Here is a 24,544-nt window from a genome sequence, read left to right on the forward strand (position 1 = left end):
GTCTGATATGTAGCAGCGATGCAGGCCGTTCTCAATTCCGCTCTTCCCATTTTCGCGCTGATCCTCACCGGCTTCCTGTGCGGACGCTTCGGTGTCTTCGATCGCACCGCGACCGACAATCTCAACCGCTTCGCCGTCTATCTGGCGCTGCCGGCGCTGATCTTTACGGCGATGTCCAAGATCGGCGTCGAGCAGGTCAGCCAGTTCGGATTCATCGGCGCGTTCTGCGGCGGCATCGCCGCGACCTTCGCGACCGGTTTTGTCATCAGCCGCTTGCGCGGCCGCCGTGTTGCGAACGCCAGCATCGAGGGGCTCGATGCCGGCTACAGCAATGTCGGCTTCATGGGCATTCCGATGTGCCTGCTGGTGTTCGGCCCCGACAGCGCGCCGGCCTCGATCATCGCCACGTTGTTCACGGCCTGCGTGCTGTTCCTGTTTGCGATCGTCGTCGTGGAGATGGATCTGCAGAAGGGCGCGACGCTCGGGGCCACCATCGCCAAGGTCGCGCGCTCGCTCTTGACCAGTCCGCTGTTCATCGCGCCTGTCGCCGGCCTCGTTGTGGGGCTCAGCGGCTTCGCGCTGCCGGCGCCGTTCATGAGCTTCACGACCTTGCTCGGCGGCGCGGCCTCGCCGGCGGCACTGGTCTGCATCGGCCTCTTCTTGGCGCAGGAGCGCGTCGTCACGCACGATGCGAAATCGATCGCTATTCTCGTGTCGCTGAAGCTCGTGATGCAGCCCGCAGTCACCGCGCTGCTCGCCTTCCACGTCTTCGCGATGCCGCCGCTGTGGTCGCATTCGGCCGTCATCCTGAGCGCACTACCGATCGGCTCAGGGCCGTTCACGATCGCCAAGCTGTATGGCCTCGAAGCCGGCGTCACCTCGGGCTCGATCCTGGTCTCGCACATCTTCGCCGTGCTCACCGTGTCACTGCTCGTGGCCTGGCTGGCGCCGGGCTGATCGCATCCTCATCCGCCGGAGTGGTCCGATGAAAGTCTCTCCCGACAGCGCCGCCGACCTGATCGCCCGCCTGCTGAAGCGCCGTGGCGTCAACCGCGTGTTCGCGCTGTGCGGCGGCCACATCATGCCGATCTGGATGCGGCTCGATGCGGAGGGGATCCAGATCATCGACGTGCGCGACGAGCGCGCCGCGGTTCACATGGCGCAGGCGCATGCGGAGCTGACTGGCGAGCTCGGCGTCGCGCTGGTCACGGCGGGACCCGGCATGACCAACGCGATCACCGGCATCGCCAATGCCCACGTCTCGCGCGCGCCGGTGCTGGTGATCTCCGGCGGCAATCCGCGGCCGCAGGAGAACCGCGGCGGCCTGCAGGACATGGATCACACCCAGCTGGTACGTTCGATCACCCGCTATGCGCGCACCGTGCGCGAGCCGTCGCTAGTGCTGCAGGAGCTCGACGAGGCGATCGCGCGTGCGTTCGGTGATGGCGGCGAGCCCGGGCCGGTGTTCATCGATTTTCCGGTCGACACGTTGCGCGGCATCGTGCCGAAGGTGGTGCAGCTCGAAGAGCACCTCGCGCCCAAGCCGCGCGCGGCCGCGCGGCCGGATCCGGCCGAAGTCGAGAAGGCCGTCGAGCTGCTCTGGTCGGCGCGCCGCGTGCTGGTCATCTCCGGCCGCGGCGCGCGCGGCGCGGGGCCCGAGCTGATCGCGCTGCTCGACCGGCTCGGCGCCGTCTATCTCGATACCGGCGAGAGCAGGGGCCTCGTCCCCGACGATCATCCCTCCGTGGTCGGCGCGATGCGCGGCGCCGTGATGGGCGATGCCGATGTCGTGCTCACCGTCGGCCGCAAGCTCGATTTCCAGCTCGCCTATGGCTCGCCGGCCGTGTTCAAGGACGCCAGGTTCGTGCGCATCAGCGACACCGCCAGCGAGCTGCGCGACAATCGCCGCGGCGCGGCCGAGATCCTGGCGTCGCCGGCCGAGACGCTCCGCGCGATCGTGGCGCTCGCGGGCAATCGCGAATCGGCCGTCGATCGGCAATGGGCCGCGGAACTGCGCGCTGCGCATCAAGAACGCGCCGCCAAGCTGAAGCAGAGCATGGCGACGGCGGCGCCCGGCTCGGACGGACGCTTGCATCCGAACCGCGTACTCTCTGCGTTGCAGGAGGCCATCGGCCATGACGCCGTGGTCATCACCGACGGCGGCGATTTCCTGTCCTTCGCACGCGTCGGCCTCAGCGCACCCTTGATGCTCGATCCCGGCCCGTTCGGCTGCATCGGCATCGGCGTGCCCTATGGCATCGCGGCCAGCCTCGCTTATCCCGAGAGACCGGTTGTGGTCGCGACCGGTGACGGCGCGTTCGGCTTCAACGCCATCGAGGTGGATACTGCCGTGCGCCACAAGGCGCCGGTGCTGATCGTGGTCGCCAACAATGGCGCCTGGCAAATCGAGGTGCACGACCAGACGGTCACGCACGGCAAGGTCGTCGGCACAAAACTGCAATTCGCCGATCACGCCGCCATGGCCCGCGCCTTCGGCATGCATGCCGAACGCGTCGAGACCGAGGAGCAACTCGGCCCCGCGATCCAGCGCGCGCTCGCCAATCGCCCGGCGCTGCTCGATATGATCGTGACGCCGGAGGCGGTGTCGTCGGATGCCAAGACGGGATTGGCATGGGTGCCGGACCTGCAGCCGCTCGCGGCGTGGGACGAGGCGGAGCGGAAGTGGCGCGCAAGCTAACTGAGGTCCGCACCGGGACCTCAGCTGCGCTTGCGAGAATTCAGTGTGAGATGCACCTCTCCCGAAGGGAGAGGTCGGATTGCATCGCAGATGCAATCCGGGTGAGGGCCTTTGGTCTATCGAGACGCCGGCGCCCCCTCACCCGGCGCGGTGCGCCGACCTCTCCCCGGCGGTGAGAGGTGGACGGAGCTCGTGGTCGGCGGCGTCGTTCGATCGAAGCGTTCGAGACGCTTGCACTCACGTCTGCTGCAACTGCCTCGGTGCACTCAGCCACAGCGCCAGCAGCGTGCACACCGCACCCGACAGCAGATACCCACCAGCCGACAGCAGGCCGAAATACGATGCCAGCAGCAGCGCGGCGAGCGGCGCGAATCCTGCGCCGAACAGCCAGGCCAAATCCGCCGTCAGCGCCGAGGCCGTGTAGCGATAGGTGCGGGCGAAGTTGGCGGCGATCGCACCTGACGACTGGCCGAACGACAGGCCGAGCAGGATGAAGCCGAGCACCATGTAGACGGTCTCGCCGACCGGGCCGGCATCGAGCAGCTGCGGCGCGAAGCCGGAGAACACGGCGATCGCGATCGCCGAGCCGATCAAGAGCGACTTGCGTCCAATGCGGTCGGCAAGCATGCCCGACGCGACGATCGCGATTACGCCGAACACCGCGCCGACAGCCTCGATGATCAAAAAGCGCGCCGGCGTCTCCTTGGTGAACAAGAACACCCAGGACAGCGGAAACACGGTCACCATGTGAAACAGCGCGAAGCTCGCCAGTGGCGCGAACGCGCCGATCACGATGTTGCGGCCCTCGTGACGGATGGTGTTGGCGACGCTGGCCGGCTGCAGTTCGCGCGACTGGAACAGCTCGTCATATTCAGGGGTCACCACCATGCGCAGCCGCGCGAACAGCGCCACGACGTTGATGGCAAAGGCGACGAAGAACGGATAGCGCCAGCCCCAGTCGAAGAAGTCGGCCGCCGAGAGATGGCCGACGAAGAAGGCGAACAAGGTGCTGGCGACGATCAGCCCGAGCGGCGCACCGAGTTGCGGAATCATCGCATACCAGCCGCGCTGATGCTCCGGCGCGTTCATCGCGAGCAGCGAGGCGAGGCCATCCCAGGCGCCGCCCCAGGCGAGGCCCTGGCCGATTCGCGCCAGCGCCAGCAGCCAGATCGCGCCGGCGCCGACGGTGTAGTAGCTCGGCAGGAAGGCGATCGCGACGGTCGATGTGCCCAGCAGGAAAAGCGCGATGATCAGCTTGGCGCTCTTGCCGTAGCGGCGGTCGATCGCCATGAACATCACGCTGCCGAACGGGCGGGCGATGAAGGCGAGCGCGAACAGCGCGAAGGAATACAGCGTCTGCGTCAGCTCGTCGGCGAACGGGAAGACCAGGCGCGGAAACACGATCACCGAGGCGATGGCGTAGACGAAGAAGTCGAAGAACTCCGACGTGCGGCCGATGATGACCCCGATCGCGATCTCGCCCGGATTCGCCTCATGCCTGCGGGAGAGATCGGTCTCGCCGTCCATGGCCGCTGCCTGTGTCATCGCTGCTCGCAGTCCTCTCGCACTCTATTCGAGCCCGTAGATGTCTGCCCTGAGCTTGGTCCGGTATTGGACAAATTGTCCAATGTTGGGCATGGCCTCCGGTCGCTACGTGAGGCCTCGTTCAGAGATCCGCACTTCGACGAGGTTAATCGTGCGTTACTGGAAAACGTTGGCTCTGCTACCCCTAGGGTTTGCGCTCGGCGGCTGCAATCTGGTGGTGCTCGCGCCTTCCGGTGATGTCGCCGCCCAGCAGCGCGATCTCGTGATCATCGCCACCGTGCTGATGCTGCTGATCGTGGTGCCGGTGATGGTGGCGACCGCCATGATCGCCTGGCGTTACCGCCAGTCCAACAAAGCCGCGACCTACACGCCGGACTGGGACCACTCGACCCAGCTCGAGCTTTTGATCTGGGCGGCGCCGCTGCTGATCATCATCTGCCTGGGCGCCGTGACTTGGATGGGCACTCATCTGCTCGATCCCTACCGCACCCTCGGCCGCATCTCGGCGGACCGCGCGGTCACGCCGCAGGACAAGCCGCTCGAGGTCAACGTCGTCGCGCTCGATTGGAAGTGGCTGTTCATCTATCCGGAATATGGCATCGCCAGCCTTAACGAGCTGGCTGCTCCGGTGAACCGGCCGCTCGATTTCCGCATCACCTCGTCCTCGGTGATGAACTCGTTCTATATTCCGGCACTCGCCGGCCAGATCTATGCGATGCCGGGCATGCAGAGCCGGCTGCACGCGCTCATCAACAAGCCGGGTGTCTATCGTGGCTTCTCGGCGAACTACAGCGGGGCCGGCTTCTCCGGCATGCGCTTTGCCTTCCACGGCCTGTCGGATGCGGAGTTTTCGAGCTGGGTCGAGAAGGCCAAGGCCAGCGGTAACAAGCTCGACAAGCCGGACTATCTGACCCTGGAGCGTCCGAGCGCCAACGAGCCGGTGCGCTACTACGCGTCCGTCGATGGCGACCTGTTCCGCGCCATCCTCAACATGTGCGTCGAGACCGGCAAGATGTGCATGAGCGAGATGATGGCGATCGACGCCAGGGGCGGCATGGGCATGGCCGGTATCAGCAACACGCTGCCGCTCGCCTACGACAAGTTCGCCGGCCGCGGCGCCGTGTTCGGCGCCGAGCCCAGCTTCGTCGCGGGCGGCGTCTGCTTGCCGGGCGACCAGGTCACGCGCATGGCCGAGGACTCCTCGCCGACCGTGCTGGCGCCGCTCGACTGGACGCCGCTGCAGGGCCGTGGGCTGGAACGGCCCGGCCTGATGCGGCCGTCCAAGGCGTCGTTCATCCCGTTGCCGACCTCCAAGTCGAATTCCTGACGTTCGGATTCGCGAGGATCACATCATGTTCGACACTGCCAATCTCACCAAGCTCATCTTCGGCCGGCTGACCCTGGAGTCGCTGCCGCTGCACGAGCCGATCGTCGTCGGCACCTTTGCCGTGGTCGCGCTCGGCGGCATCACGCTGCTCGCCGCGCTGACCTATTTCCGGCTGTGGGGCTATCTCTGGAAGGAGTGGTTCACCACCGTCGACCACAAGCGCATCGGCATCATGTACATGGTGCTCGGCATCGTCATGCTGCTGCGCGGCTTCGCCGATGCGCTGATGATGCGCCTGCAGCAGGCGATCGCCTTCAACGGCTCCGAGGGCTATCTCAACTCGCACCACTATGATCAGGTGTTCACGGCCCACGGCGTGATCATGATCTTCTTCGTGGCGATGCCGCTAGTCACCGGCCTGATGAACTATGTCGTGCCGCTGCAGATCGGCGCCCGCGACGTGTCGTTCCCGTTCCTGAACAATTTCAGCTTCTGGATGACCACGGCCGGCGCCGTGCTGGTGATGTGCTCGCTGTTCATCGGCGAGTTCGCCCGCACCGGCTGGCTGGCTTATCCGCCGCTGTCGAATTTGTCGTACAGTCCTGACGTCGGCGTCGACTATTACATCTGGGCCTTGCAGGTCGCCGGCGTCGGAACGCTGTTATCCGGCGTCAACTTGATCTGCACCATCGTCAAGATGCGGGCGCCCGGCATGACCATGATGAAGATGCCGGTCTTCACGTGGACGTCGCTGTGCACCAACGTGCTGATCGTCGCCTCCTTCCCGGTGCTGACGGCGGTGCTGGCGCTGCTGTCGCTCGACCGCTATGTCGGCACCAACTTCTTCACCAATGATTTCGGCGGCGATCCGATGATGTATGTCAACCTCATCTGGATCTGGGGCCATCCGGAGGTCTACATCCTGATCCTTCCGGCGTTCGGCATCTTCTCCGAGGTGACCTCGACCTTCTCGGGCAAGCGGCTGTTCGGCTACACCTCGATGGTCTACGCCACCGTCGTCATCACCATTCTGTCCTACCTGGTCTGGCTGCACCATTTCTTCACCATGGGCTCCGGCGCCAGCGTGAACTCGTTCTTCGGCATCACCACGATGATCATCTCGATCCCGACGGGCGCGAAGATGTTTAACTGGCTGTTCACGATGTATCGCGGCCGCATCCGCTTCGAGCTGCCGATGATGTGGACGGTCGCCTTCATGCTGACCTTCGTGATCGGCGGCATGACCGGCGTGCTGCTCGCGGTGCCGCCGGCCGACTTCGTGCTGCACAACAGCCTGTTCCTGGTCGCGCATTTCCACAACGTCATCATCGGCGGCGTGCTGTTTGGCCTGTTCGCCGGCATCGCCTACTGGTTCCCGAAGGCGTTCGGCTTCAAGCTCGACCCGTTCTGGGGCAAGATGTCGTTCTGGTTCTGGACGGTGGGCTTCTACTTCGCCTTCATGCCGCTCTACGTGCTCGGCCTGATGGGCGTGACACGCCGCCTGCGCACCTTCGACGACCCGAGCCTGCAGATCTGGTTCGTGATCGCCGGCATCGGCGCGTTCATGATCCTCTTGGGTATCGCCAGCTTCCTGATCCAGATCGCCGTCAGCGTCCTGCGCCGCGAGCAGCTCGCCGACACCACCGGCGATCCCTGGGATGCGCGCACCTTGGAATGGGCGACCTCGTCGCCGCCGCCAGCCTACAACTTCGCCTTCACGCCCGTCATTCACGACAATGACGCGTGGTGGGACATGAAGCGCCGCGGCTACGTCCGTCCGCTTGCCGGCTTCAAGGCGATCCACATGCCGAGCAACACCGGCACCGGTGTGATCCTGGCGGGGCTGAGCACGACCATGGCGTTCGGCCTGATCTGGTACATGTGGTGGATGGCGGCAGGCAGCTTCGTCGCGCTGCTGGCGGTCGCGATTGGCCACACCTTCAACTATCACCGCAGCTTCCACATCCCGGCTGACGAGGTCGTCAGCGTCGAGCGGGCGCGCACCGAGCTGCTCGCGGCAGGAGCCAAGTCATGACGATCGCAGCAGGCACCCTGAAGGCCGGCGAGCCGGTCTTCTACGTCGTCGACGAGCACGAACACCCGGAAGGGAGCAGCACGATGCTCGGCTTCTGGATCTATCTGATGAGCGACTGTCTCATCTTTGCGATCCTGTTCGCCGTCTACGGCGTGCTCGGCACCAAATACGCCGCGGGACCGGCGCCGAAGGACCTGTTCGACCTGTCGCTGGTCGCAGTCAACACCTCGTTCCTGCTGTTGTCGTCGCTGACCTACGGCTTCGCGATGCTGTCGATGCAGCAGAACCGCGTCGGCGCGATGCAGGCCTGGCTGGTGGTGACCGGCCTGTTCGGCCTCGCCTTCCTCGGCATCGAGCTGACCGAGTTCGCGCACATGATCCATGAGGGCGCAACGCCGCAGCGCAGCGCCTTCCTGTCCTCGTTCTTCACCCTGGTTGGAACCCACGGCCTGCACGTCACGTTCGGTCTGGTCTGGCTGGTCACCCTGATGGTGCAGGTCAAGCGCTTCGGCCTGATCGAGGCCAACAAGCGCCGGCTGGTCTGCCTCAGCATGTTCTGGCACTTCCTCGACGTGATCTGGATCGGGGTCTTCACCTTCGTCTATCTGATGGGAATGCTGCGATGAGCTCGGATGTCCACGCCCACGCGGACGCGCACCACTCGGCCGATGATCATGCCGGCACGCGCTCCGGCCAGTTGATCGGCTTCGGCCTCTCCGTCGTCCTGACCGCGATCCCGTTCCTGCTGGTCATGAACGGCTCGCTCGACAAGCAGGTGACGGCGCTGATCATCATGGCGTTCGCGGCCGTGCAGGTCGTCGTCCACATGATCTTCTTCCTGCACATGAACACCAAGGCCGAGGGCGGCTGGACCATGATGGCGCTGATCTTCACCATCATCATGGTGGTGATCGCGCTCTCCGGCTCGCTGTGGGTCATGCATCACCTGACCACCAACATGATGCCGGTGCACGAGATGGGTTCGACGCCGTGAACTCAGCTCCTGCCGATGGGGCAGGGGGACGGGAGGCGCCGGGCGCGTGGCGGCCGGCGACCCTGACGATCGGCGCAGCATGGGTCGCGTGCGTCGCGATCCTGCTGGCGCTCGGCGTCTGGCAGGTCGAGCGCCGTGCCTGGAAGCTCGATCTGATCGAGCGCGTCGATCGCCGCGCGCATGCTGCGCCGGTTCCCGCGCCTGAGCGGGCCACGTGGCCGTCCATCAATCGCAGCGACGACGAGTACAAGCGGGTGACCTTGAGCGGCCGCTTCCTCAATGACCGCGAAACGCTGGTCCAGGCGCTCACGGTCGAGGGGCCCGGCTATTGGGTCGTAACGCCGCTGCAGATGGCCGATGGCCTGGTGCTGGTGAACCGCGGCTTCGTGCCGTCGGAGCGCCGCGAGCCGGCGACCCGCCGCGTCGGGAACCCGGATGGCCCGGTCAGCGTCACCGGATTGCTGCGGATCTCCGAGCCCGGCGGCGGCTTCCTGCGCCACAACGATCCCCAGGCCAATCGCTGGTATTCACGTGACGTCGTGGCGATCGCGGTGGCGCGCGGCCTGTCCGATGTCGCGCCGTTTTTCGTCGATGCCGATGCGACGCCCAATCCGGGTGGCTATCCCATCGGCGGCCTCACCGTGATCGCGTTTCCGAACAACCATCTGGTTTACGCGCTGACCTGGTTTACATTGGCGCTGATGCTGGCCGGCGCCGGCGTGCAGCGGCTCCGCCGCGCGCGTCGCGACGCCGGCGCGGCGACAGCGCAGGATATGGAATGCGATCATCGGCAGCGGGACATCGGCAAGAGCGGGGTGTCGCCATTGTGAGCGAACGCTGCTTGCCGACATCGGCGCCGGCCGCGGACGCCGCGGCATGAGCGAAGCGCCGAACCTGCCGATCGGGGCTGTGGCCGCGATCGCGACACCGGAGATTCACGCGCCCGTCCCGACCAAGGACGCGACCAACCGCAAGAACATGGTGCTCCTGATCCAGCTGCGCTGGATCGCCGTGGTCGGCCAGATCGTCACCATCGCCTTCGTCACCTACTGGTTCGGCATCGCGCTCCCGGTCGTGCCGATGGCCGCGATCATCTGCGCGCTCGTGGTGCTCAATATCGCGAGCCACATCTGGCTGCGCCGGCGCGACGACGTCGGCAACCGGCATCTGCTGATCGCGCTGATGCTCGACGTCGTGGCGCTGACCTCGGAGCTCTATCTCACCGGCGGCGCGTCGAACCCGTTCACCTGCCTCTATCTGCTCCAGGTCACGCTCGGCGCCGTGCTGCTCGATGCGCGCTCGTCCTGGTCGCTGGTCGCGCTCACCGCGCTCAGCTTCGTCTGGCTGACCATCGAGTACCGGCCGCTGGCGCCGCCGCATCATCACGTCAGCGATCCGTTCGACCTGCATATCGCCGGCATGTTCGTCGGCTTCGTGCTTGATGCCGTGCTGCTCGTCGTGTTCGTCACCCGCATCAATCAGAACCTGCGCGAGCGCGACACCAAGCTCGCCGATCTGCGCCAGCATGCCGCCGAGCAGGACCACATCATCCGCATGGGCCTTCTCGCGTCCGGCGCGGCCCATGAGCTCGGCACCCCCTTGGCCTCGCTGTCGGTCATCCTCAACGATTGGCGGCGCATGACCGCGATCTCGTCCGATCCGGGCCTCGCCGAGGATTTCACCGAGATGGAAGCCGCGGTGCAGCGCTGCAAGTCGATCGTCACCGACATTCTGGTGTCGGCCGGGCAGGCGCGCGGCGAGGGCTCGGCGCCGACGACATTGAAGGCGTTCCTGACCACGCTGGTGTCGGAATGGACCACCGCGCGCTCGGCGCGCAACCTGATGTTCCGCAATGAGTTCGGCTCCGATCCCGCGATCGTCTCCGACGTCGCGCTGAAGCAGGCGATCGTCAACGTGCTCGACAACGCCTTCGAGGTGTCGCGCGACTGGGTCGAGTTCGTCGCCGAGCGCGATGGCGATTCATTGCTGCTCAGCGTCAGCGACCGCGGGCCGGGCTTCGATCCGGCCATGCTGGCGCAGATCGGGCGGCCCTATCAGTCGAGCAAGGGCCGTCCGGGCCGCGGCCTCGGCCTGTTCCTTGTGGTCAATGTGATCCGCAAGCTCGGCGGCGGCGTTTCGGCCTGGAACCACCGGGGACGCGGGGCAACCGTGCGGCTGTCCTTGCCGCTCTCGATGCTTGCGATTGGAGAGCCCAGTGGAGATTGAACGCACTCTCCTGATCGTCGAGGACGACGATGGCTTTGCGCGCACCTTGAAGCGCTCCTTCGAGCGGCGCGGCTACCAGGCCGTGATCGCAGCCTCGCTCGAGGAGGTCGACGACATCATCAAGGACAAGACGTTCGGCTATGCCGTCGTCGACCTCAAGCTCGGCGGCGCCTCCGGCCTCGTCTGCGTCGAGAAGCTGCACGCCCATGATCCGGAGATGCTGATCGTGGTGCTCACAGGCTTTGCCAGCATCGCCACCGCCGTCGAGGCGATCAAGCTCGGCGCCTGCCATTATCTGGCCAAGCCCTCCAACACCGACGACATCGAGGACGCCTTCCGCAAGGCCGAGGGCAACGCCCAGGTCGCGCTGCCCGAGCGCTCCACCTCGATCAAGACGCTGGAATGGGAGCGCATCCACCAGACCCTGATCGACACCGACTTCAATATCTCCGAAGCCGCGCGGCGCCTCGGCATGCATCGCCGCACGCTCGCGCGCAAGCTCGAGAAACGGCCCGTGAAGTAGTTACAGCGAGTCGCACCCCTGCCCGCCGCGCACCCGGTGCGCTCCCTCTCCCCGTTCTTCACGGGGAGAGGGCTGGGGTGAGGGGCAGCCGCTCGGGAAGTGTTCGTGGTTAGACCTGAACCCTCTCACCTGCAAATCGCGAAGGCCCAGAAATAGACAACGCCGCCGCAATGGAATGCGACGGCGTCGTCCTGATCACGTCCGGAAGATCAGCGGCAGACGCGGCGGGGGCCCCACGGCGTCGGACGGATCCAGCAGGTGCGCGGACCATAGCCGTAGCCATAACCGTAATAGGCGCGCGGGGCGGGACGGCAGCGGCCCCAGCGATCCGGGAACCAGCCCGGACCGCAGCCGCCGGCGACGCGCTCCACATTGCTGTCCGGAGCACCCGGCTGAGCCGGCAGCGTGAAGGCCTGCGCGGCCGACGCGCCCAGCGTGACGGTCGCGGCGAGCAGGGCGGAGGTGAGCAGATTGCGCATGTGAGTTGCGGTCCTCTCGTTGGTTTCGAACAAGTACAGTCCTTAGACGTCTTCGATCGCAGTTTGGTTTCGCACTTTTTCGACGCCGCGAAACCGCCACCGCATACCACAGTGCTCAGCAGCGAGGTCGATCTCGCAGTGCAGCTCTGCTGATCAAGTGACGCAACGCTGCAGTGTAATCGCTGCGGCGCATGCGTGACAGTATCTTTGCTGCAACGAACATGAATGCAGGCTGACTTGCGCGCTCATGCGAACGACCCTGCCGATCGCGCTCAGCTCAGGCCACCCCGAGCTTCTGCAGCGCGAGATCGACGCTGTGGAACACGTGGTCGCGCGGCAGCACGTCGTAGAGGCCGAAGCGCTCGAACGCCTCCTGGGCCCGTAGCGATTCCAGCCGCGCCACGGCGAATACGATGCCGTCCGCATTGCACTGCCTGATGACCGCGAGCAGGGCCTGCGCCGCGGTGAAGTCGATCTCGACCATGGCGCTGGCCTCAAGCACGAGCAGCCGCGGCTGGCGTCGCTGCAGCAGATGCTGCAGATCCGTGCGGAAGGTCGCGGCGTTGAGGAAGCTCAGCGGCGCCTGGAAGCCGACCACGGCGATGTCGGACAGCTCCTCGCCCGGCAAATGCGGGTGGGCCGGCCACCAGATCGTGGTGTCGGGCACGCGCTCGAAGGTGATGAGATGCGCGCGCGTCGTGCTCCAAATGCCGTGCAGCAGCGACAGCGCAATGCCGAGCGCGACACCCTGCTCGATCGGCAGCACGACGATGGCGGCGGCGGTGGCGACGATCAGCAGGAACTCGCCCTTGGAGGCATGATAGACCTGCACGATTTGCGTCACGCGGATGATGCGCAGCGCGACGAACAACAGCACGCCGCCAAGGGCTGCCTCCGGCACATGCGCGAGTAGCCGCGCGCCGAACAGCACCAGCAGCAGCACGATGATCGCGGCGGAAAGGCCCGCGACCTGCGAGCGGCCGCCGGTCTCGACCACGATGCCGGTGCGCGGCGGGCTTGCATTGACCGGGAACGTGCCGAACAGGCCTGCCAGCAAGCTGCCGGCGCCGGCGCCGAGGAAGTCGCGATCGATGTCGGCCGGCCGGTCCGGCTCCGAGGGAAACGAGCGCGTCGTCGCCGCGGTCTGCATGATCACGACGACGGCGATCAGGAACGCCAGCGGCACCAGCTTCACCCATTGCTCCGGCCCGATCAGCGGCACGGACGGCATCGGCACGCCGCCGGAGATCGCGCCGATGACCGGCACGCCGCGCGCATCGAGGCGAGCGGCGATCACGAACAGCGTCGCGGCGACCAGCGCGATCAGCGCGCCGGGAATGCGAGCGCTGATCCGCTCGCAGACCGTGACGGTCGCGAGCACGCCGAAGCCGATGACGAGCGTGTAGATGTTGGTCTTGCCGAGCTCGCCGGCCAAGGCCGCGATCCGCGCCAGGGTCGGTCCGCTCGGCGAGGGCAGGCCGAGCACGCTCGGTAGCTGCGAGACGATGATGTGCACCGAGATGCCCGCGAGGAAGCCGACGGTGACGGGCACCGACAGCAGATTGGCGATGCCGCCGAGCCGGAAGCCGCCGGCGAGCACCAGCATCACGCCGACCAGCAGCGCCAGCGCTGCGGCCAGGCTGCCATATTCGGGCGTGCCGCTGGCCGCGAGCAGCGCCAGGCCGCCGGCAAAAATCGGCGTGATCGTGGAATCGGCGCCGCACGACAGGAAGCGGTTGGCGCCGAACAGCGCGAAACCGAGCGATCCCGCCAGGAAGGCGAAGAACCCGGTCTCCGGCGTGAAGCCGCCGAGCTTGGCCGTCGCCATCTGCTCGGGGATCGCGATCGCCGCGAGTGTCAGCCCGGCGGTGAGATCGGCGGGCAGGGCGCTGAGCCGCCAGCCCCGCAGCGAGCGCAGCATCGGCCAATGATGATTGCCGTCGTGAGTTTGCTCAGTCATGTCGATCTCTCAGCGCGTTGTGGTCGGCGCGTGGTCATGCGAGGCCGCGATCCCAGGGGGGCTCCGGCGCGAAGGCCGCGGCGAGGTAGTCGATGAAGGCGCGCACCTTGGCCGAGGGCGTGCGGTCCGGCAGGTAGACCGCGTGCACCGCCAGCAGATCGGATGGCGGCACGTCGAGCGTCACCGGCACCAGCCGTCCAGCGCGCAGCTCGTCGCCGACGATGAAGGTCGGCTGGTAGATCACGCCTTGCCCGGCGAGCGCAGCGGCCAGCAGCGCATCGCCATTGTTGGCGCGCAGATTGCCGCTCACCGTGACGTCGACGGCCGCCTTGCCGCCCATGCGCCAGCGCGACGGGCCGGCAGCGGCCAACGTGTAGCCCAGGCAGTTGTGTGCGGCGAGATCGGCGGTGGTGCGCGGGGTGCCATGCGCGGCGAGATAGGACGGCGCGGCGCAGATCATCATCCGGCACGGCGCCAGCCGCCGCGCCACCAGCGTGGAATCCTTGAGCGTGCCGATCCGGATGGCGAGATCCCAGCCCTCCTCGATCAGGTCGACCAGCCGGTCATTGAGGCCGAGCTCGACGCTGACGCCGGGGTAGAGCGCGGCGAAGCCGGCGAGCAAGGGCGCGATCTGGCGGGTGCCGAAGGCGAGCGGGACGTTGAGGCGGAGCAGGCCGCGCGGCTCGACGCGATCGGCGGCGATCGCGCTCTCGGCGGCCTCGAAATCGCCGAGCACGCGCTCGGCGAGATCGAGATAGCGCCGGCCTGCCTCGGTGATCGTCAGCCGCCGCGTGGTGCGATGGAACAGCTTTGTCCCGAGCCGCGCCTCCAGCGCCGCGAGATGCTTTGTCACCATGGTCGGCGACATGCCGAGCACGCGCGCCGCCCCGGACAGGCTGCCGGAGCCTGCCACCTTGGAGAGAACTTCGAGACCGGTCAGGCGGTCGAGCAAGCGCTATCTCGCTCTATAGGTGTGAACTGAATTTCCCTTGTACCGGATTATCGTCCAGGGGGAAATGATCCATATCCCGGGGGTCCCCACGGAGGTCTTGATGATCGATTCCCGCACCGCGCCCTATGCCGCGCTCCTGCTCCGCCTCACCCTCGGCGGCCTGTTTCTGACCCATGCCGGCCTGAAGCTGTTCGTCTTTACGCCGGCCGGCACGGCAAAATTCTTTGGCAGCATCGGCCTGCTGCCCGAGCTCGCTTATGTCACGATCACCGCCGAGATCCTCGCCGGCATCGCCTTGATCCTCGGTGTCGCCACCCGCTGGGTCGCGCTCGCCGCCGTGCCGATCCTGCTCGGCGCCATCTTCACGGTGCACGGCTCGGCCGGCTTCTTCTTCAACAACCCGAAGGGCGGCTGGGAATATCCGGCGTTCTGGGCCGTCACCCTGGTGGTCCAGGCCCTGCTCGGCGACGGCGCCTATGCGCTCGGCGCGCTCCGCGGCAACCTCGCCGGCGGCCAGCTGCGCAGGGCGCACTGATCGTCAGGAGCGCTTCACTGCCGCTACAATCTCGGTGTCATCCCGGCGAACGCCGGGATCCATAACCACCGGCGGAATGAGTTGGGCACGCTGGTCGACGCCCAGCCTACCTCGAACTGAGATCACGCGGCATGGGTCCCTGCGTTCGCAGGGACGACAGCGGAGTGTGGGACGAAGCGCGTCGCCACACACTCGGTGTCATCCCGGCTCGAGGCCGGGACGACGGTTGTGGGCGAGGCGCGACCTGAGATATCCGGAGAGAGAACGAGGAGCCAAGCCATGACCCTGCCCAGCATCTTCCTCTCGCACGGCTCGCCGATGCTGCCGCTGACGGCCTCGGCCGCGCGTGACTTCCTGGCCGGCCTTGGCAACAGCCTGCCGCGGCCGAAGGCCATTCTCGTGATCTCGGCGCATTGGGAGACGGACATCCCCGCCGTCAACGTCGTCGCGCAGAACGAGACGATCTACGATTTCTACGGCTTCCCGCGCGAGCTCTATCAGCTGCGCTATCCCGCGCCCGGCGCGCCCGATCTCGCCCGCGCCGTTGCAGAGCGATTGCAGCAAGCAGGTTTGCCGGTTGGCGTCGACCGCGAGCGTGGCCTCGATCACGGCGCCTGGGTGCCGCTGCTGCTGATGTACCCGCAGGCCGACATTCCCGTGGTCCAACTGTCCATCCAGACCGAGCAGGGCCCCGCGCATCATCTCGCGCTCGGCCGCGCGCTGGCGCCGCTCCGCGACGAAGGCGTGCTGATCATCGGCAGCGGCAGCTTCACGCACAATCTCGGCGAGTTCCGCAAGCGCCGGCTCGACATCGACGATCCCGCGCCGTCCTGGGTGGTCGACTTCGCCGACTGGGTGCATCAGGCCGCGATCGACGGCCGCGTCGATGATCTCGTCGACTACCGCTCCCTCGCGCCGCACGCCCGCGACAACCATCCGACCGACGAGCACTTCCTGCCGCTGTTCGCAGCCCTCGGCGCCGCCGGCGAGGGGGCCCGCGTCGAGCGCCTGCACAACAGCGCCAACTACGGCGTGCTGCGCATGGACGTCTATGCGTTCCATGGCGCCGATGAGGCCAAGGCTGCGGCCTGAATCACAGGTCGCGCATGCGGAGGGCTGAAGCGACCGGTCGACGCAAATTGCCGGTTCGGCTCGCTACTCGTCGCTGGGCGGGGGCAGCCAAACAAATTTGCGTTGCTTGCTGTTCCACTTCAGCTTTTCGAAATTGTCGCAATCCATGCATGTCCAGGCGACGATCGTGTTGTCGTCCTGCAACGAAAGCGCTGCGTATTGATGCGGCGTCTTGACCGCCTCGAGCAGGCGGATGCGCGGCTTGCCGCCGGTGGGCAGGTCGAGGATCATGAGAAAGCGTCCCCTCGCGCCCTTGCAGTCCTCGTAGACGCCGACCAGCGCCACCTGCTTCATCGGCGACCCGTCGAAATGGCCCTCCAGAGCAAATGACCGCTGGCTCGCTTCCATCGCGTCTCCGCCGCCTTCGTAGAGAAATTGTCGCGGGATGAGGTCCTTGCGAAACTCGGTCGCCTTGCACCAGCCCTTTCGGATCTGGCCGACGGGAATGCCGCGGACCTCGGTCGTGAACGGATGAAACTCGGCGAGAACCCACCAGGCGGTGCTCCTGGTATCTCCTTCGACGGTCATGAAAGGCTGCTCGGCGCGAGCGACCACCGCGCTTGAGACCAAGATGCAGCACAACGCTGCCGTCCGTTGCAGGCCGCGGATCAAGCGACGAAGGACAGATCGATCATGCGTCATGACGGAGTTCTGTTATCCTGTTTGTAGACCTGAGTTGCGCCAGCGTAGTTGGCGTCTGGGTGAAGCGTCAAGGCGGGTGAGCCTTCCGGCGCTTCGTGCTTCGCGCGAGATCGAGAATGGACTCTGCGACGGGAGTGCGATTGCCCGTCGGGTTAGTTTGTCGCAGTCGATTTCGCTTGTGTCGTCGGGCAAATCACCGCGATCTTCTCGCGCATCCCGTCTCACTGAAGGGGCGTTGCGCGCGATCGTCACGACACGCGAGGCGGGGAGCGGTGGCCGCGAGAGCTCGCAGCATGTCCTGACGGATGTGCGGACGAACGATGCGCTTGCGGACGTGAAGTTGCAGGGTTCTGATACCTCGATGCTGGTATCACCGCGCAACGCGTGACACGCGTTCGCGTATGGCGGCCAACAAGCCGAGCGCCAGGAAGCCTGCCTATAAGCGTGAAGACCACCGCGCAGGGAGGGCCGGGCGTTTCTCGGCCACACCTGTGGTACCTGCCGCCTGCATTTGTTTGAGCAGGCGGGCCACGGGCGCGGCCAGCGCCCGGCCTTCCCTGCGCCCTTCTGTTCGAGGGCGATCAATCAGCAGAGCTCGGACGCGATGGCGCCGCGAGGAGCGCGCAGCCATGACCCACGGAGCGCGCCACACATTCGCTGTCGTCCCGGCCTTGAGCCGGGACCCAACCACAGGATGGTGTTTGGGGCACGCGCGACGACCAGTCTTTTCTCACCGCGAGATCACGCGGTATGGGTCCCGGCGCGGGGGCCGGGACGACACCGAGGGGGAGGACAGTGCACCGCACACATGACCTCGGAGGTCACTGACGCCGAGGCGCGAGCGGCAGAAAGTCCTTGACCCGTTGCTACGCAAATGATGCGAAGGATGCACAGGGAGTGAAAACAACACCCATGCGCCTGCCGTTCTATTATGGCTGGGTCATCGTCGCCGTGACCTTCGTGACGATGGCGATCGGCGTCAATGCGCGCACCGCGTTCTCGCTGTTCTATCCGCCGATCCTCGCCGAATTCGGCTGGGATCGCGGCGTCACCGCCGGCGCGTTCTCGTTCGGCTTCGTCGCCTCGGGCATCGTCAGTCCGCTGATCGGACGGCTGATGGACCGCACCGGCCCGCGCGCGGTGATGGAACTCGGTGTCGCGCTGATGGGCAGCGGCCTGCTGCTGGCGCCGCTGACCACGCAGCCCTGGCATCTCTACGTCACGATCGGCGTGATGGTCGGCGCCGGCAGCGTCTGCCTCGGCTATTCCGGCCAGTCGCTGTTCCTGCCGAACTGGTTCATCCGCCGCCGCGGTCTCGCCATCGGCATCGCGTTTGCCGGCGTCGGCATCGGCTCGATGACGTTGCTGCCCTGGGTGCAGCACATGATCGCGCAGACCAACTGGCGCACCGCCTGCACCGCGATGGGCATCGTCGTGCTGGTCGTGCTCGCGCCGATCAATCTGCTGTTGCGCAAGAAGCCGGAGGAGATGGCCTTGCATCCCGATGGTGACGCGGCCCCGCTCGCCAATGCCGCGAAGCCCGTCTCCAACATCGTCGATCCGGTCTGGGCCGGCATCGACTGGACCTTGTCGCGCGCGCTGCGCACCACACGGTTCTGGTGGCTCGCGCTCGGCTACTTCTTCGGCCTCTATGTCTGGTACGCCGTGCAGGTGCATCAGACAAAATATCTGCTCGAGATCGGCTTCAGCTCGAACGTTGCCGTATGGGCGCTCGGCGCGGTAAGCCTGCTCGGCATTCCCGGCCAGATCGCGCTCGGCCATCTCTCCGATCGGCTCGGTCGCGAGGCGGTGTGGGGGCTCGGCTGCCTTGGCTTTGCGATCTGCTTCGCGGCGTTGATCGCGCTCAAGGCATCGCCGTCGCTCGTGCTGGTCTACATCATGGTGGCGACGCAGGGCGCGCTCGGTTACGGCATTACGTCGGTGATGGGCGCGGTCGTGCTGGAGATCTTCCAGGGCGCCCATTTCGGCAGCATCTTCGGCACGCTGATGCTGATCGGGCTGTGCGGCGGTGCCGCAGGCCCATGGGTCACCGGCGTGCTGTATGATCTCACGACCAGCTACACCCCAGGCTTCGCCATCGCTTTCATCGGCGCCTTCGTGTCGGCGGCCGCGATCTGGATCGCGGCGCCGCGCCGGGTCCGGGTGGTGGCGGGGCAGTTACATAGGTTGAAGACCCCTACGGAAGTCGCGGCATGATGTGAACTGGCCGACTTGCCCTAGCAACGCGGCCGCCGAATAATCGGCAAACTCTGGGAGAGGGACCACATGAACGAGCATGTCCAGGCCGCCAAGGCCGCGCCGCTGTTCAATCCGCTGTCGCCGGAGTTCATCCGGGATCCCTATCCGTTCTATCAGCAGCTGCGCGACAACGATCCCGTGCACGTCACGCCGTTCGGCTCGTTCCTCGCCAGCCGGCACGCGGAGCAGAGCCTCGTGCTGCGCGACAAGCGCTTCGGCAAGGACTTCGTCGCGCGCTCGATCCGCCGTTACGGGCCCGAGATCATGAACGAGCCGATCTTCCGCAGCATGAGCCATTGGATGCTGCAGCAGGATCCGCCTGATCATACCCGGCTGCGTGGCCTCGTCGTGAAGGCATTCACGGCGCGCCGCGTCGAGGACATGCGGCCGCGGATCCAGGAGATCGTCGACCAAACGCTCGACGAGATCATTCCGAACGGCCGCATGGACCTGATCGAGGACTTCGCGTTCAAGCTCCCGGTCACGGTCATCTGCGACATGCTCGGAATTCCCGAGGAGCATCGCGAGGCGTTCTACAAGAGCTCGCGCGAGGGCGGCCGCCTGCTCGAGCCGGTGCCGCTGTCGAAGGCGGAGATCGCCGAGGGCAATGCCGGCAACGCGGTCTCCAGGGCGTATTTCCAGCATCTGTTCGAGCTGCGCCGCAAGCAGCCGGGCGACGATCTGACCACGCAGCTGCTGCAGGCGGAGGAGGACGGCGCCAAGCTCAGCCACGAGGAGCTCACCGCCAACATCATCCTGCTGTTCGGCGCGGGGCATGAGACGACCGTCAATCTGATCGGCAACGGCCTCCTCGCGTTGTATCGTAACCCGGAGCAGCTGGCGCTGCTGAAGGCGCGTCCCGAGCTGATCACCAATGCGATCGAGGAGTTCCTGCGCTACGATTCCTCGGTGCAATTGACCGGGCGGGTGGCGCTTGAGGACATCGACGATCTCGGCGGCCGCCGGATTCCCGCGGGCGAGACCGTGCTGTGCCTGCTCGGCTCGGCCAACCGCGATCCCGCTGTCTATCCGGATCGTCCGGAGCAGCTCGACATCACCAGGGCGAACGTCAAGCCGCTGTCGTTCGGCGGCGGCATCCACCATTGCCTCGGCGCGCAACTCGCCCGCATCGAGGCCGAGGTCGCGATCGGAACCCTGCTGCGGCGTCTGCCGGAGTTGAAGCTGGATGACGCGGACAACCCGGACTGGCGGCCGACCTTCGTGCTGCGCGGCCTGAAGCGGCTGCCGGCGCACTGGTAACCATGTCCGTTAACGGAGTTGTTGTGCAACGCCCCCGGAAAGAACGACAGCGCTGTGACTTCGCCATACTTAATCCTATATGATGCAGCGCTCCGGTATCGACGTCCGTGGGGCCGCGGCCGCGCGGGCTGAAGGCTTTGCGACGCCGGAGCGTTGTCCTTTGAGGGAGACCCCGTGCAGACGACCCTGCTCGGCTTGGCGATTGCCTTCATCCTTGCGCTCCTTGCTGCGCTGATCGGCCCGTACTTCGTCGACTGGAACCAGTTCCGGCCGCAGTTCGAGGCCGAGGCGGGCAAGATCATCGGCGTGCCCGTGCGGGTCGCCGGTGCGCTGGACGCACGGCTGTTGCCGACGCCGACCCTGCGGCTGCGCCAGGTCACCTTCGGCGGCGCCAACCACCTCGGCAAGCTGCGCGCCGACAAGCTCGACGTCGAGTTCAGCCTCGGCGACCTCATGCGCGGGGAGTGGCGGGCGAACGAGCTGACCATCGGCGGCATGGCTGCCGATCTCGGCCTCGATGCCAAGGGCCAGGTCGACCTGCCGACCGCCTCCGGCAAGTTCAATCTCGCCGCGCTCGCCATCGACCGCTTCAACCTGACCGGCCGCGTCGCCCTGCACGACGCCGCCAGCCGCTCGACCCTGGAGCTGACCGACATCGTGTTCTCCGGCGACGTTCGTTCGCTGGCCGGCTCGCTGCGCGGCGACGGCGCGGTGTCGATCCGTGGTGGCCGCTATCCGTTCCGGCTGTCGTCGAGCCAGGACAAGGACTCCAACGGCCTCCGCGTCCATCTCAACATCGATCCCGGCGAGCGCCCGGTCATGGCCGATGTCGAGGGCCTGATCAGCTTCCCCAACCGCTCCCCTAAGTTCGAAGGCGCGCTGACGCTGTCATCGCCGCCGAAGGAGGCCGCCGAGAAGGATAAGCCGGCGAAGGACCAAACGGCGAAGGAGCCATCGGCCAAGGCGGCCACGACCGCGACCCTCGCCCCCGGCGCGACGCCGTGGCGCATCGCCACCAAGGTCGTCGGCGATCAGGCCTCGGCCAAGCTCGACCAGATCGAGGTCAGCTTCGGCCAGGAGGATCGCTCGCTGAAATTCGCCGGCAGCGGCGACATCCGCTTCGGTGCCACGCCGACGCTGAAGGCATCGCTCGCCGCGCGCCAGCTCGACGCCGACAAGCTCCTCACCGGCGGCGACGACGTGAAGGACCGGCGCGCCATCGCGCCTGCGCTGGTGCTGCCGGCGCTGCGCAACTGGATCGCGCAACTGCCGACCTTGCCGATGCCGGCCAACGTGCAGTTCTCCACCGAGCAGATCATGCTCTCCGGCCGGCCGGTGCAGAACTTCACTGCCGATCTGCACAACGAGCCGACAGCCTGGAGCCTCGAGAAGGTCGACCTGCGCGCGCCGGGCTCGACGCGCCTGACCTTCCGGACGATCGGCATCTCGACCTCGGTCACCGCGGGCTTCACCGGCGCGCTCGATCTCGACTCCTCGGAGCCGGACGCGCTGGTCGCCTGGCTGCAGGGCCGCACCGACAACAGCTACCGCACCCAGCGCCCACTGCGCATCCGCGGTGACCTCAACGTCGCGCCGGAGCGGGTCGCGATCGACGGCCTGAAGGCCGACATCGACGGCGGCTCGGTCGATGGCCGCGTCGCCCTGATCAACCGTGCGGCCGGCGCCGGCTCGCGCTTCGAGGCGGTGCTGAAAGGCGACCGGCTCGATCTCGACGCGGCGATGGCGGTGACGCGCTCGCTGGTCGGCGTCACCGGCGAGTGGCCGGCGGAGGCCAGCGTCGCGCTGGATGTCGGCCGCGCCAAGCTGAGCGGCCAGGAGCTGCGTCCGCTGGCGGCACGCTTCTCCTACGATCCGAAGACCATCGCCATCGACCAGATCAAGTTCGGCCAAAGCGGCGGCGTGATCACCGAGGGCTCCGGCCGTTTCGATCGCGCCGATGCCACCGGACGGCTGACGGTGACGTCGATGGCCGGCTCGCTCAAGGAGATCACCGCGCTGGTGCAGCCGTTCGCACCGCAAATCGCGGCGCGCTTCGATTCTCTCGCCACGCCGCCCGGCGCCGCGCGGCTCAAGCTCACGCTCGATCTCGCGAGGGATCCCGGCAGCGCCGATCGCAGCCAGGCCAAGGCCGTGCTCGATCTCGACGCGCCGCAATTGAAGGGCTCGGCGACGCTGACCGCGAAGCCATCGGCGGCGGCGCTGCGCAGCTTCGAGGTCGATGCGATCGACCGGACCGAGCTCGGGGTCGAGAGCCGCATCTCCGCCGAGCAAGGCAACGTGGTGCTGGCGCTGCTCGGGCTCGACCGGATCGCCGTGGTCGGCAACGGTCCGGCCGAATTCCAGTCGAGCGTGACCGGCGGCTGGCGGACGCCGTTGCGGGTCACCGCGAAACTCTCCGGCATCGGTCTCGATGGTGATGCGCAGGGTACGGTAGAACCGTGGGGCGATGCCACCAAGGCGAACGTCAATCTGCGGCTGCGCAATGCCAATCTGGCGCCGCTGCTGGGCGTGAAGCCGCAGGACACGGCGGCGCAGAACATCCGCCTGTTCGGCAAGCTCGGACTGTCGGGCGGCCGCCTGACGCTGGAGGATATCGACAGCACGGTCGGCGGCTCGCGGCTGCGTGGCCGGCTGGCGGTGAATCTCGATGACGACAAACAGGTCGACGGCGAGGTCGGGCTCGACGCGCTCGACGTGCCGCAAGTGTTCGCGGTGCTGGTCGGCGCCGCCGGCCGCGAGCAGGCGGAGCCGCTGGGCGCCGGGCTCGTGAAGGGCTGGCATGGCCGCGTCGCGTTCCAGGCGCTGAGCGGCGCCGTGTTGAACGGCACTGAGCTGAGGCCGCTCGCCGGCGCGATCAAGAGCGACGGCCAGTCGGTCACCATCGAGAATCTCAAGGGAAAGCTCGGCGGCGGCGACGTCATCGCCACCGTCGAGGCGCGGCCCAATCCGAACGGTCTCGTCTTGAACGGGCGTGTCGAGCTCGCCGGCATCGACGGCAATGCGCTGCGCTATCGCAATTTGAAGATGCCCGCGGGCAAGATCTCGGCGCAGATGACGCTGGCTGCCGAAGGCCGCAGCGTGCAGGGCCTGGTCAATGCGCTCTCCGGCAACGGCACCGTCACGCTCGACAATGCCTCGATCGTCAATCTCGATCCGCGCGCGTTCGATGCCGCCTTGCGCGCCGCCGATGCGGGGCAGGTGACCGATGACGCCAAGCTGAGACAGGTCGTGGAGCCGGCGCTGGCGTCGGGCACGTTGTCGGTCGCGTCGGCGCAGATCCCCTTCATCATCCGCGACGGCCGCGTCCGTGTCGGCGCCACGACCTTGGAGGCGCAGGGCGCGCGCGCGATCGTCTCCGGCGGCTTCGACATTCCGGCCGACCAGGCCGACATCCGCGCCAGCCTGAGCTCGAACACCGTCGGCAATGCGAATAGCAGGCCGGAGGTGCAGCTGTTCGTGATGGGCACGCCCGATGCGCTGACGCGCGTGGTCGACGTGACCTCGCTGTCGTCCTGGCTGGCGGTGCGTGCGATCGATCGTGAGACGCGGCGCCTGGATGCGATCGCGCGCGGCGAGGTGCCGCCGGCCTATCCGTCCTCGACGGCGTCGCTGCCCGGCTCGGAGGCCGCGCCGGTGACGCCCAATGCCGCCGACGTGCCGATGCCGGGACGCGATCCCCGTCGCGATCCGCGCGCCAAGATCGGCGGCCCGCGCCCGGCCGTGCCGCCGCTCGCGACGCCGCAATCTGCTCCCGCCGCGCCGCCGGCAGCGGCTCCACAGGCGTCGACCGTGCCGCCTGTCGCGGCGAGCCAGTCGCAGCTCGCGCCGCTGCCGCCGCCGGTCGAGATCAAGCCCGCGCCCGGTGTGCTGCCGCCGCGACCGCGGCCGGTGCCGCGTCCGCCGGTCGTGCTGACGCCGCCGGGCAGCCCGTGATATCGGGCATGCGGGAGCCGCGCC

Annotated in this window: 19 protein-coding genes; 14 read left to right on the top strand and 5 right to left on the bottom strand. The window is 67.0% G+C overall.

Features of this window, described 5'->3' with window-relative positions:
* The first annotated feature begins 18 nt into the window (after nucleotides 1–18).
* Together ACVILH_RS14955 and ACVILH_RS14960 are read left to right on the top strand one after the other, a co-directional pair.
* Entirely contained in the window at nucleotides 19–957 is a 939-nt protein-coding gene (locus ACVILH_RS14955) for an AEC family transporter (protein ID WP_456713574.1), read from the top strand.
* A 28-nt stretch (nucleotides 958–985) separates the two neighbouring features.
* Entirely contained in the window at nucleotides 986–2,698 is a 1,713-nt protein-coding gene (locus ACVILH_RS14960) for a thiamine pyrophosphate-binding protein (protein WP_456713575.1), read from the top strand.
* Nucleotides 2,699–2,935: 237 nt separating this feature from the next.
* On the opposite strand, the gene ACVILH_RS14965 is transcribed toward ACVILH_RS14960, so the two are convergent.
* A complete protein-coding gene (locus tag ACVILH_RS14965) occupies nucleotides 2,936–4,243 on the bottom strand; it encodes an MFS transporter (protein WP_456713576.1) in 1,308 nt (435 codons plus the stop codon).
* A 151-nt stretch (nucleotides 4,244–4,394) separates the two neighbouring features.
* Between ACVILH_RS14965 and cyoA the strand changes: the two genes are divergently transcribed.
* Genes cyoA through ACVILH_RS15000 form a run of 7 tightly spaced genes read left to right on the top strand, consistent with a single transcriptional unit; the run spans nucleotide 4,395 to nucleotide 11,348 of the window.
* A complete protein-coding gene (gene cyoA, locus ACVILH_RS14970; RefSeq protein WP_456713577.1) occupies nucleotides 4,395–5,570 on the top strand; it encodes a ubiquinol oxidase subunit II in 1,176 nt (391 codons plus the stop codon).
* A gap of 25 nt (nucleotides 5,571–5,595) precedes the next feature.
* Entirely contained in the window at nucleotides 5,596–7,605 is a 2,010-nt protein-coding gene (gene cyoB / locus ACVILH_RS14975; RefSeq protein ID WP_456713578.1) for a cytochrome o ubiquinol oxidase subunit I, read from the top strand.
* Nucleotides 7,602–8,231, top strand: coding sequence for a cytochrome o ubiquinol oxidase subunit III (gene cyoC / locus ACVILH_RS14980; protein ID WP_456713579.1), 630 nt, complete (start codon nucleotides 7,602–7,604; stop codon nucleotides 8,229–8,231). The genes cyoB and cyoC overlap by 4 nt, the downstream gene beginning before the upstream one ends.
* On the top strand, nucleotides 8,228–8,599 hold the full coding sequence (cyoD, locus tag ACVILH_RS14985; protein WP_006611377.1) for a cytochrome o ubiquinol oxidase subunit IV: 372 nt from the start codon (nucleotides 8,228–8,230) through the stop codon (nucleotides 8,597–8,599). Before cyoC ends, cyoD begins: the two co-directional genes overlap by 4 nt.
* Nucleotides 8,596–9,429 carry an SURF1 family protein gene (locus tag ACVILH_RS14990; RefSeq protein WP_456713580.1) on the top strand — a complete coding sequence of 278 codons (834 nt, stop codon included), beginning with the start codon at nucleotides 8,596–8,598 and terminating at the stop codon, nucleotides 9,427–9,429. The genes cyoD and ACVILH_RS14990 overlap by 4 nt, the downstream gene beginning before the upstream one ends.
* Before the next feature lie 46 nt (nucleotides 9,430–9,475).
* Nucleotides 9,476–10,825, top strand: a complete 1,350-nt coding sequence (locus ACVILH_RS14995) for an ATP-binding protein (protein WP_456713581.1) — start codon at nucleotides 9,476–9,478, stop codon at nucleotides 10,823–10,825.
* The gene (locus tag ACVILH_RS15000) at nucleotides 10,815–11,348 is read left to right on the top strand and encodes a response regulator transcription factor (RefSeq protein WP_456713582.1); all 534 of its coding nucleotides are present in this window, start codon (nucleotides 10,815–10,817) and stop codon (nucleotides 11,346–11,348) included. Before ACVILH_RS14995 ends, ACVILH_RS15000 begins: the two co-directional genes overlap by 11 nt.
* 209 nt (nucleotides 11,349–11,557) lie before the next feature.
* Here the strand turns inward: ACVILH_RS15000 and ACVILH_RS15005 are convergent, their stop codons facing one another.
* The 3 genes from ACVILH_RS15005 to ACVILH_RS15015 form a co-directional block, all read right to left on the bottom strand.
* Nucleotides 11,558–11,827: a GCG_CRPN prefix-to-repeats domain-containing protein gene (locus tag ACVILH_RS15005; protein WP_456713583.1), complete on the bottom strand. Its 270-nt coding sequence runs from the start codon at nucleotides 11,825–11,827 to the stop codon at nucleotides 11,558–11,560.
* Between the two features lie 277 nt (nucleotides 11,828–12,104).
* Nucleotides 12,105–13,787, bottom strand: coding sequence for a SulP family inorganic anion transporter (locus tag ACVILH_RS15010; protein ID WP_456713584.1), 1,683 nt, complete (start codon nucleotides 13,785–13,787; stop codon nucleotides 12,105–12,107).
* Nucleotides 13,788–13,821: 34 nt separating this feature from the next.
* The gene (locus tag ACVILH_RS15015; RefSeq protein ID WP_456713585.1) at nucleotides 13,822–14,739 is read right to left on the bottom strand and encodes a LysR family transcriptional regulator; all 918 of its coding nucleotides are present in this window, start codon (nucleotides 14,737–14,739) and stop codon (nucleotides 13,822–13,824) included.
* A gap of 100 nt (nucleotides 14,740–14,839) precedes the next feature.
* On the opposite strand from ACVILH_RS15015, the gene ACVILH_RS15020 reads away from it, so the two are divergent.
* Together ACVILH_RS15020 and ACVILH_RS15025 are read left to right on the top strand one after the other, a co-directional pair.
* The gene (locus ACVILH_RS15020; RefSeq protein ID WP_456713586.1) at nucleotides 14,840–15,274 is read left to right on the top strand and encodes a DoxX family protein; all 435 of its coding nucleotides are present in this window, start codon (nucleotides 14,840–14,842) and stop codon (nucleotides 15,272–15,274) included.
* Between the two features lie 279 nt (nucleotides 15,275–15,553).
* Entirely contained in the window at nucleotides 15,554–16,366 is an 813-nt protein-coding gene (locus tag ACVILH_RS15025; protein ID WP_456713587.1) for a DODA-type extradiol aromatic ring-opening family dioxygenase, read from the top strand.
* Nucleotides 16,367–16,429: 63 nt separating this feature from the next.
* Here the strand turns inward: ACVILH_RS15025 and ACVILH_RS15030 are convergent, their stop codons facing one another.
* Nucleotides 16,430–16,933, bottom strand: a complete 504-nt coding sequence (locus tag ACVILH_RS15030) for a hypothetical protein (RefSeq protein ID WP_456713588.1) — start codon at nucleotides 16,931–16,933, stop codon at nucleotides 16,430–16,432.
* Between the two features lie 1,026 nt (nucleotides 16,934–17,959).
* Between ACVILH_RS15030 and ACVILH_RS15035 the strand changes: the two genes are divergently transcribed.
* The 3 genes from ACVILH_RS15035 to ACVILH_RS15045 all read left to right on the top strand — a co-directional run bounded on the left by ACVILH_RS15035 (nucleotide 17,960) and on the right by ACVILH_RS15045 (nucleotide 24,520).
* Complete coding sequence (locus ACVILH_RS15035) at nucleotides 17,960–19,264, top strand: MFS transporter (RefSeq protein WP_456716983.1); 1,305 nt, start codon at nucleotides 17,960–17,962, stop codon at nucleotides 19,262–19,264.
* A 69-nt stretch (nucleotides 19,265–19,333) separates the two neighbouring features.
* Nucleotides 19,334–20,566, top strand: a complete 1,233-nt coding sequence (locus ACVILH_RS15040; RefSeq protein WP_456713589.1) for a cytochrome P450 — start codon at nucleotides 19,334–19,336, stop codon at nucleotides 20,564–20,566.
* 174 nt (nucleotides 20,567–20,740) lie between these two features.
* Complete coding sequence (locus tag ACVILH_RS15045; protein WP_456713590.1) at nucleotides 20,741–24,520, top strand: AsmA family protein; 3,780 nt, start codon at nucleotides 20,741–20,743, stop codon at nucleotides 24,518–24,520.
* The last annotated feature ends 24 nt before the right edge of the window (nucleotides 24,521–24,544 follow it).

The organism is Bradyrhizobium sp. USDA 4353 (assembly GCF_054063215.1).

Bases quoted from the DNA above. Each gene is read 5' to 3' on its own strand.
- ACVILH_RS14965 (WP_456713576.1), bottom strand. From the start codon at position 4,243: ATGACACAGGCAGCGGCCATGGACGGCGAGACCGATCTCTCCCGCAGG.
- cyoD (WP_006611377.1), top strand. From the start codon at position 8,228: ATGAGCTCGGATGTCCACGCCCACGCGGACGCGCACCACTCGGCCGAT.
- ACVILH_RS15010 (WP_456713584.1), bottom strand. From the start codon at position 13,787: ATGACTGAGCAAACTCACGACGGCAATCATCATTGGCCGATGCTGCGC.
- ACVILH_RS15040 (WP_456713589.1), top strand. From the start codon at position 19,334: ATGAACGAGCATGTCCAGGCCGCCAAGGCCGCGCCGCTGTTCAATCCG.
- ACVILH_RS14995 (WP_456713581.1), top strand. From the start codon at position 9,476: ATGAGCGAAGCGCCGAACCTGCCGATCGGGGCTGTGGCCGCGATCGCG.
- ACVILH_RS14955 (WP_456713574.1), top strand. From the start codon at position 19: ATGCAGGCCGTTCTCAATTCCGCTCTTCCCATTTTCGCGCTGATCCTC.
- cyoB (WP_456713578.1), top strand. From the start codon at position 5,596: ATGTTCGACACTGCCAATCTCACCAAGCTCATCTTCGGCCGGCTGACC.
- ACVILH_RS14960 (WP_456713575.1), top strand. From the start codon at position 986: ATGAAAGTCTCTCCCGACAGCGCCGCCGACCTGATCGCCCGCCTGCTG.
- ACVILH_RS15020 (WP_456713586.1), top strand. From the start codon at position 14,840: ATGATCGATTCCCGCACCGCGCCCTATGCCGCGCTCCTGCTCCGCCTC.
- ACVILH_RS15005 (WP_456713583.1), bottom strand. From the start codon at position 11,827: ATGCGCAATCTGCTCACCTCCGCCCTGCTCGCCGCGACCGTCACGCTG.
- ACVILH_RS15030 (WP_456713588.1), bottom strand. From the start codon at position 16,933: ATGACCGTCGAAGGAGATACCAGGAGCACCGCCTGGTGGGTTCTCGCC.
- ACVILH_RS15035 (WP_456716983.1), top strand. From the start codon at position 17,960: ATGCGCCTGCCGTTCTATTATGGCTGGGTCATCGTCGCCGTGACCTTC.
- ACVILH_RS15025 (WP_456713587.1), top strand. From the start codon at position 15,554: ATGACCCTGCCCAGCATCTTCCTCTCGCACGGCTCGCCGATGCTGCCG.
- cyoC (WP_456713579.1), top strand. From the start codon at position 7,602: ATGACGATCGCAGCAGGCACCCTGAAGGCCGGCGAGCCGGTCTTCTAC.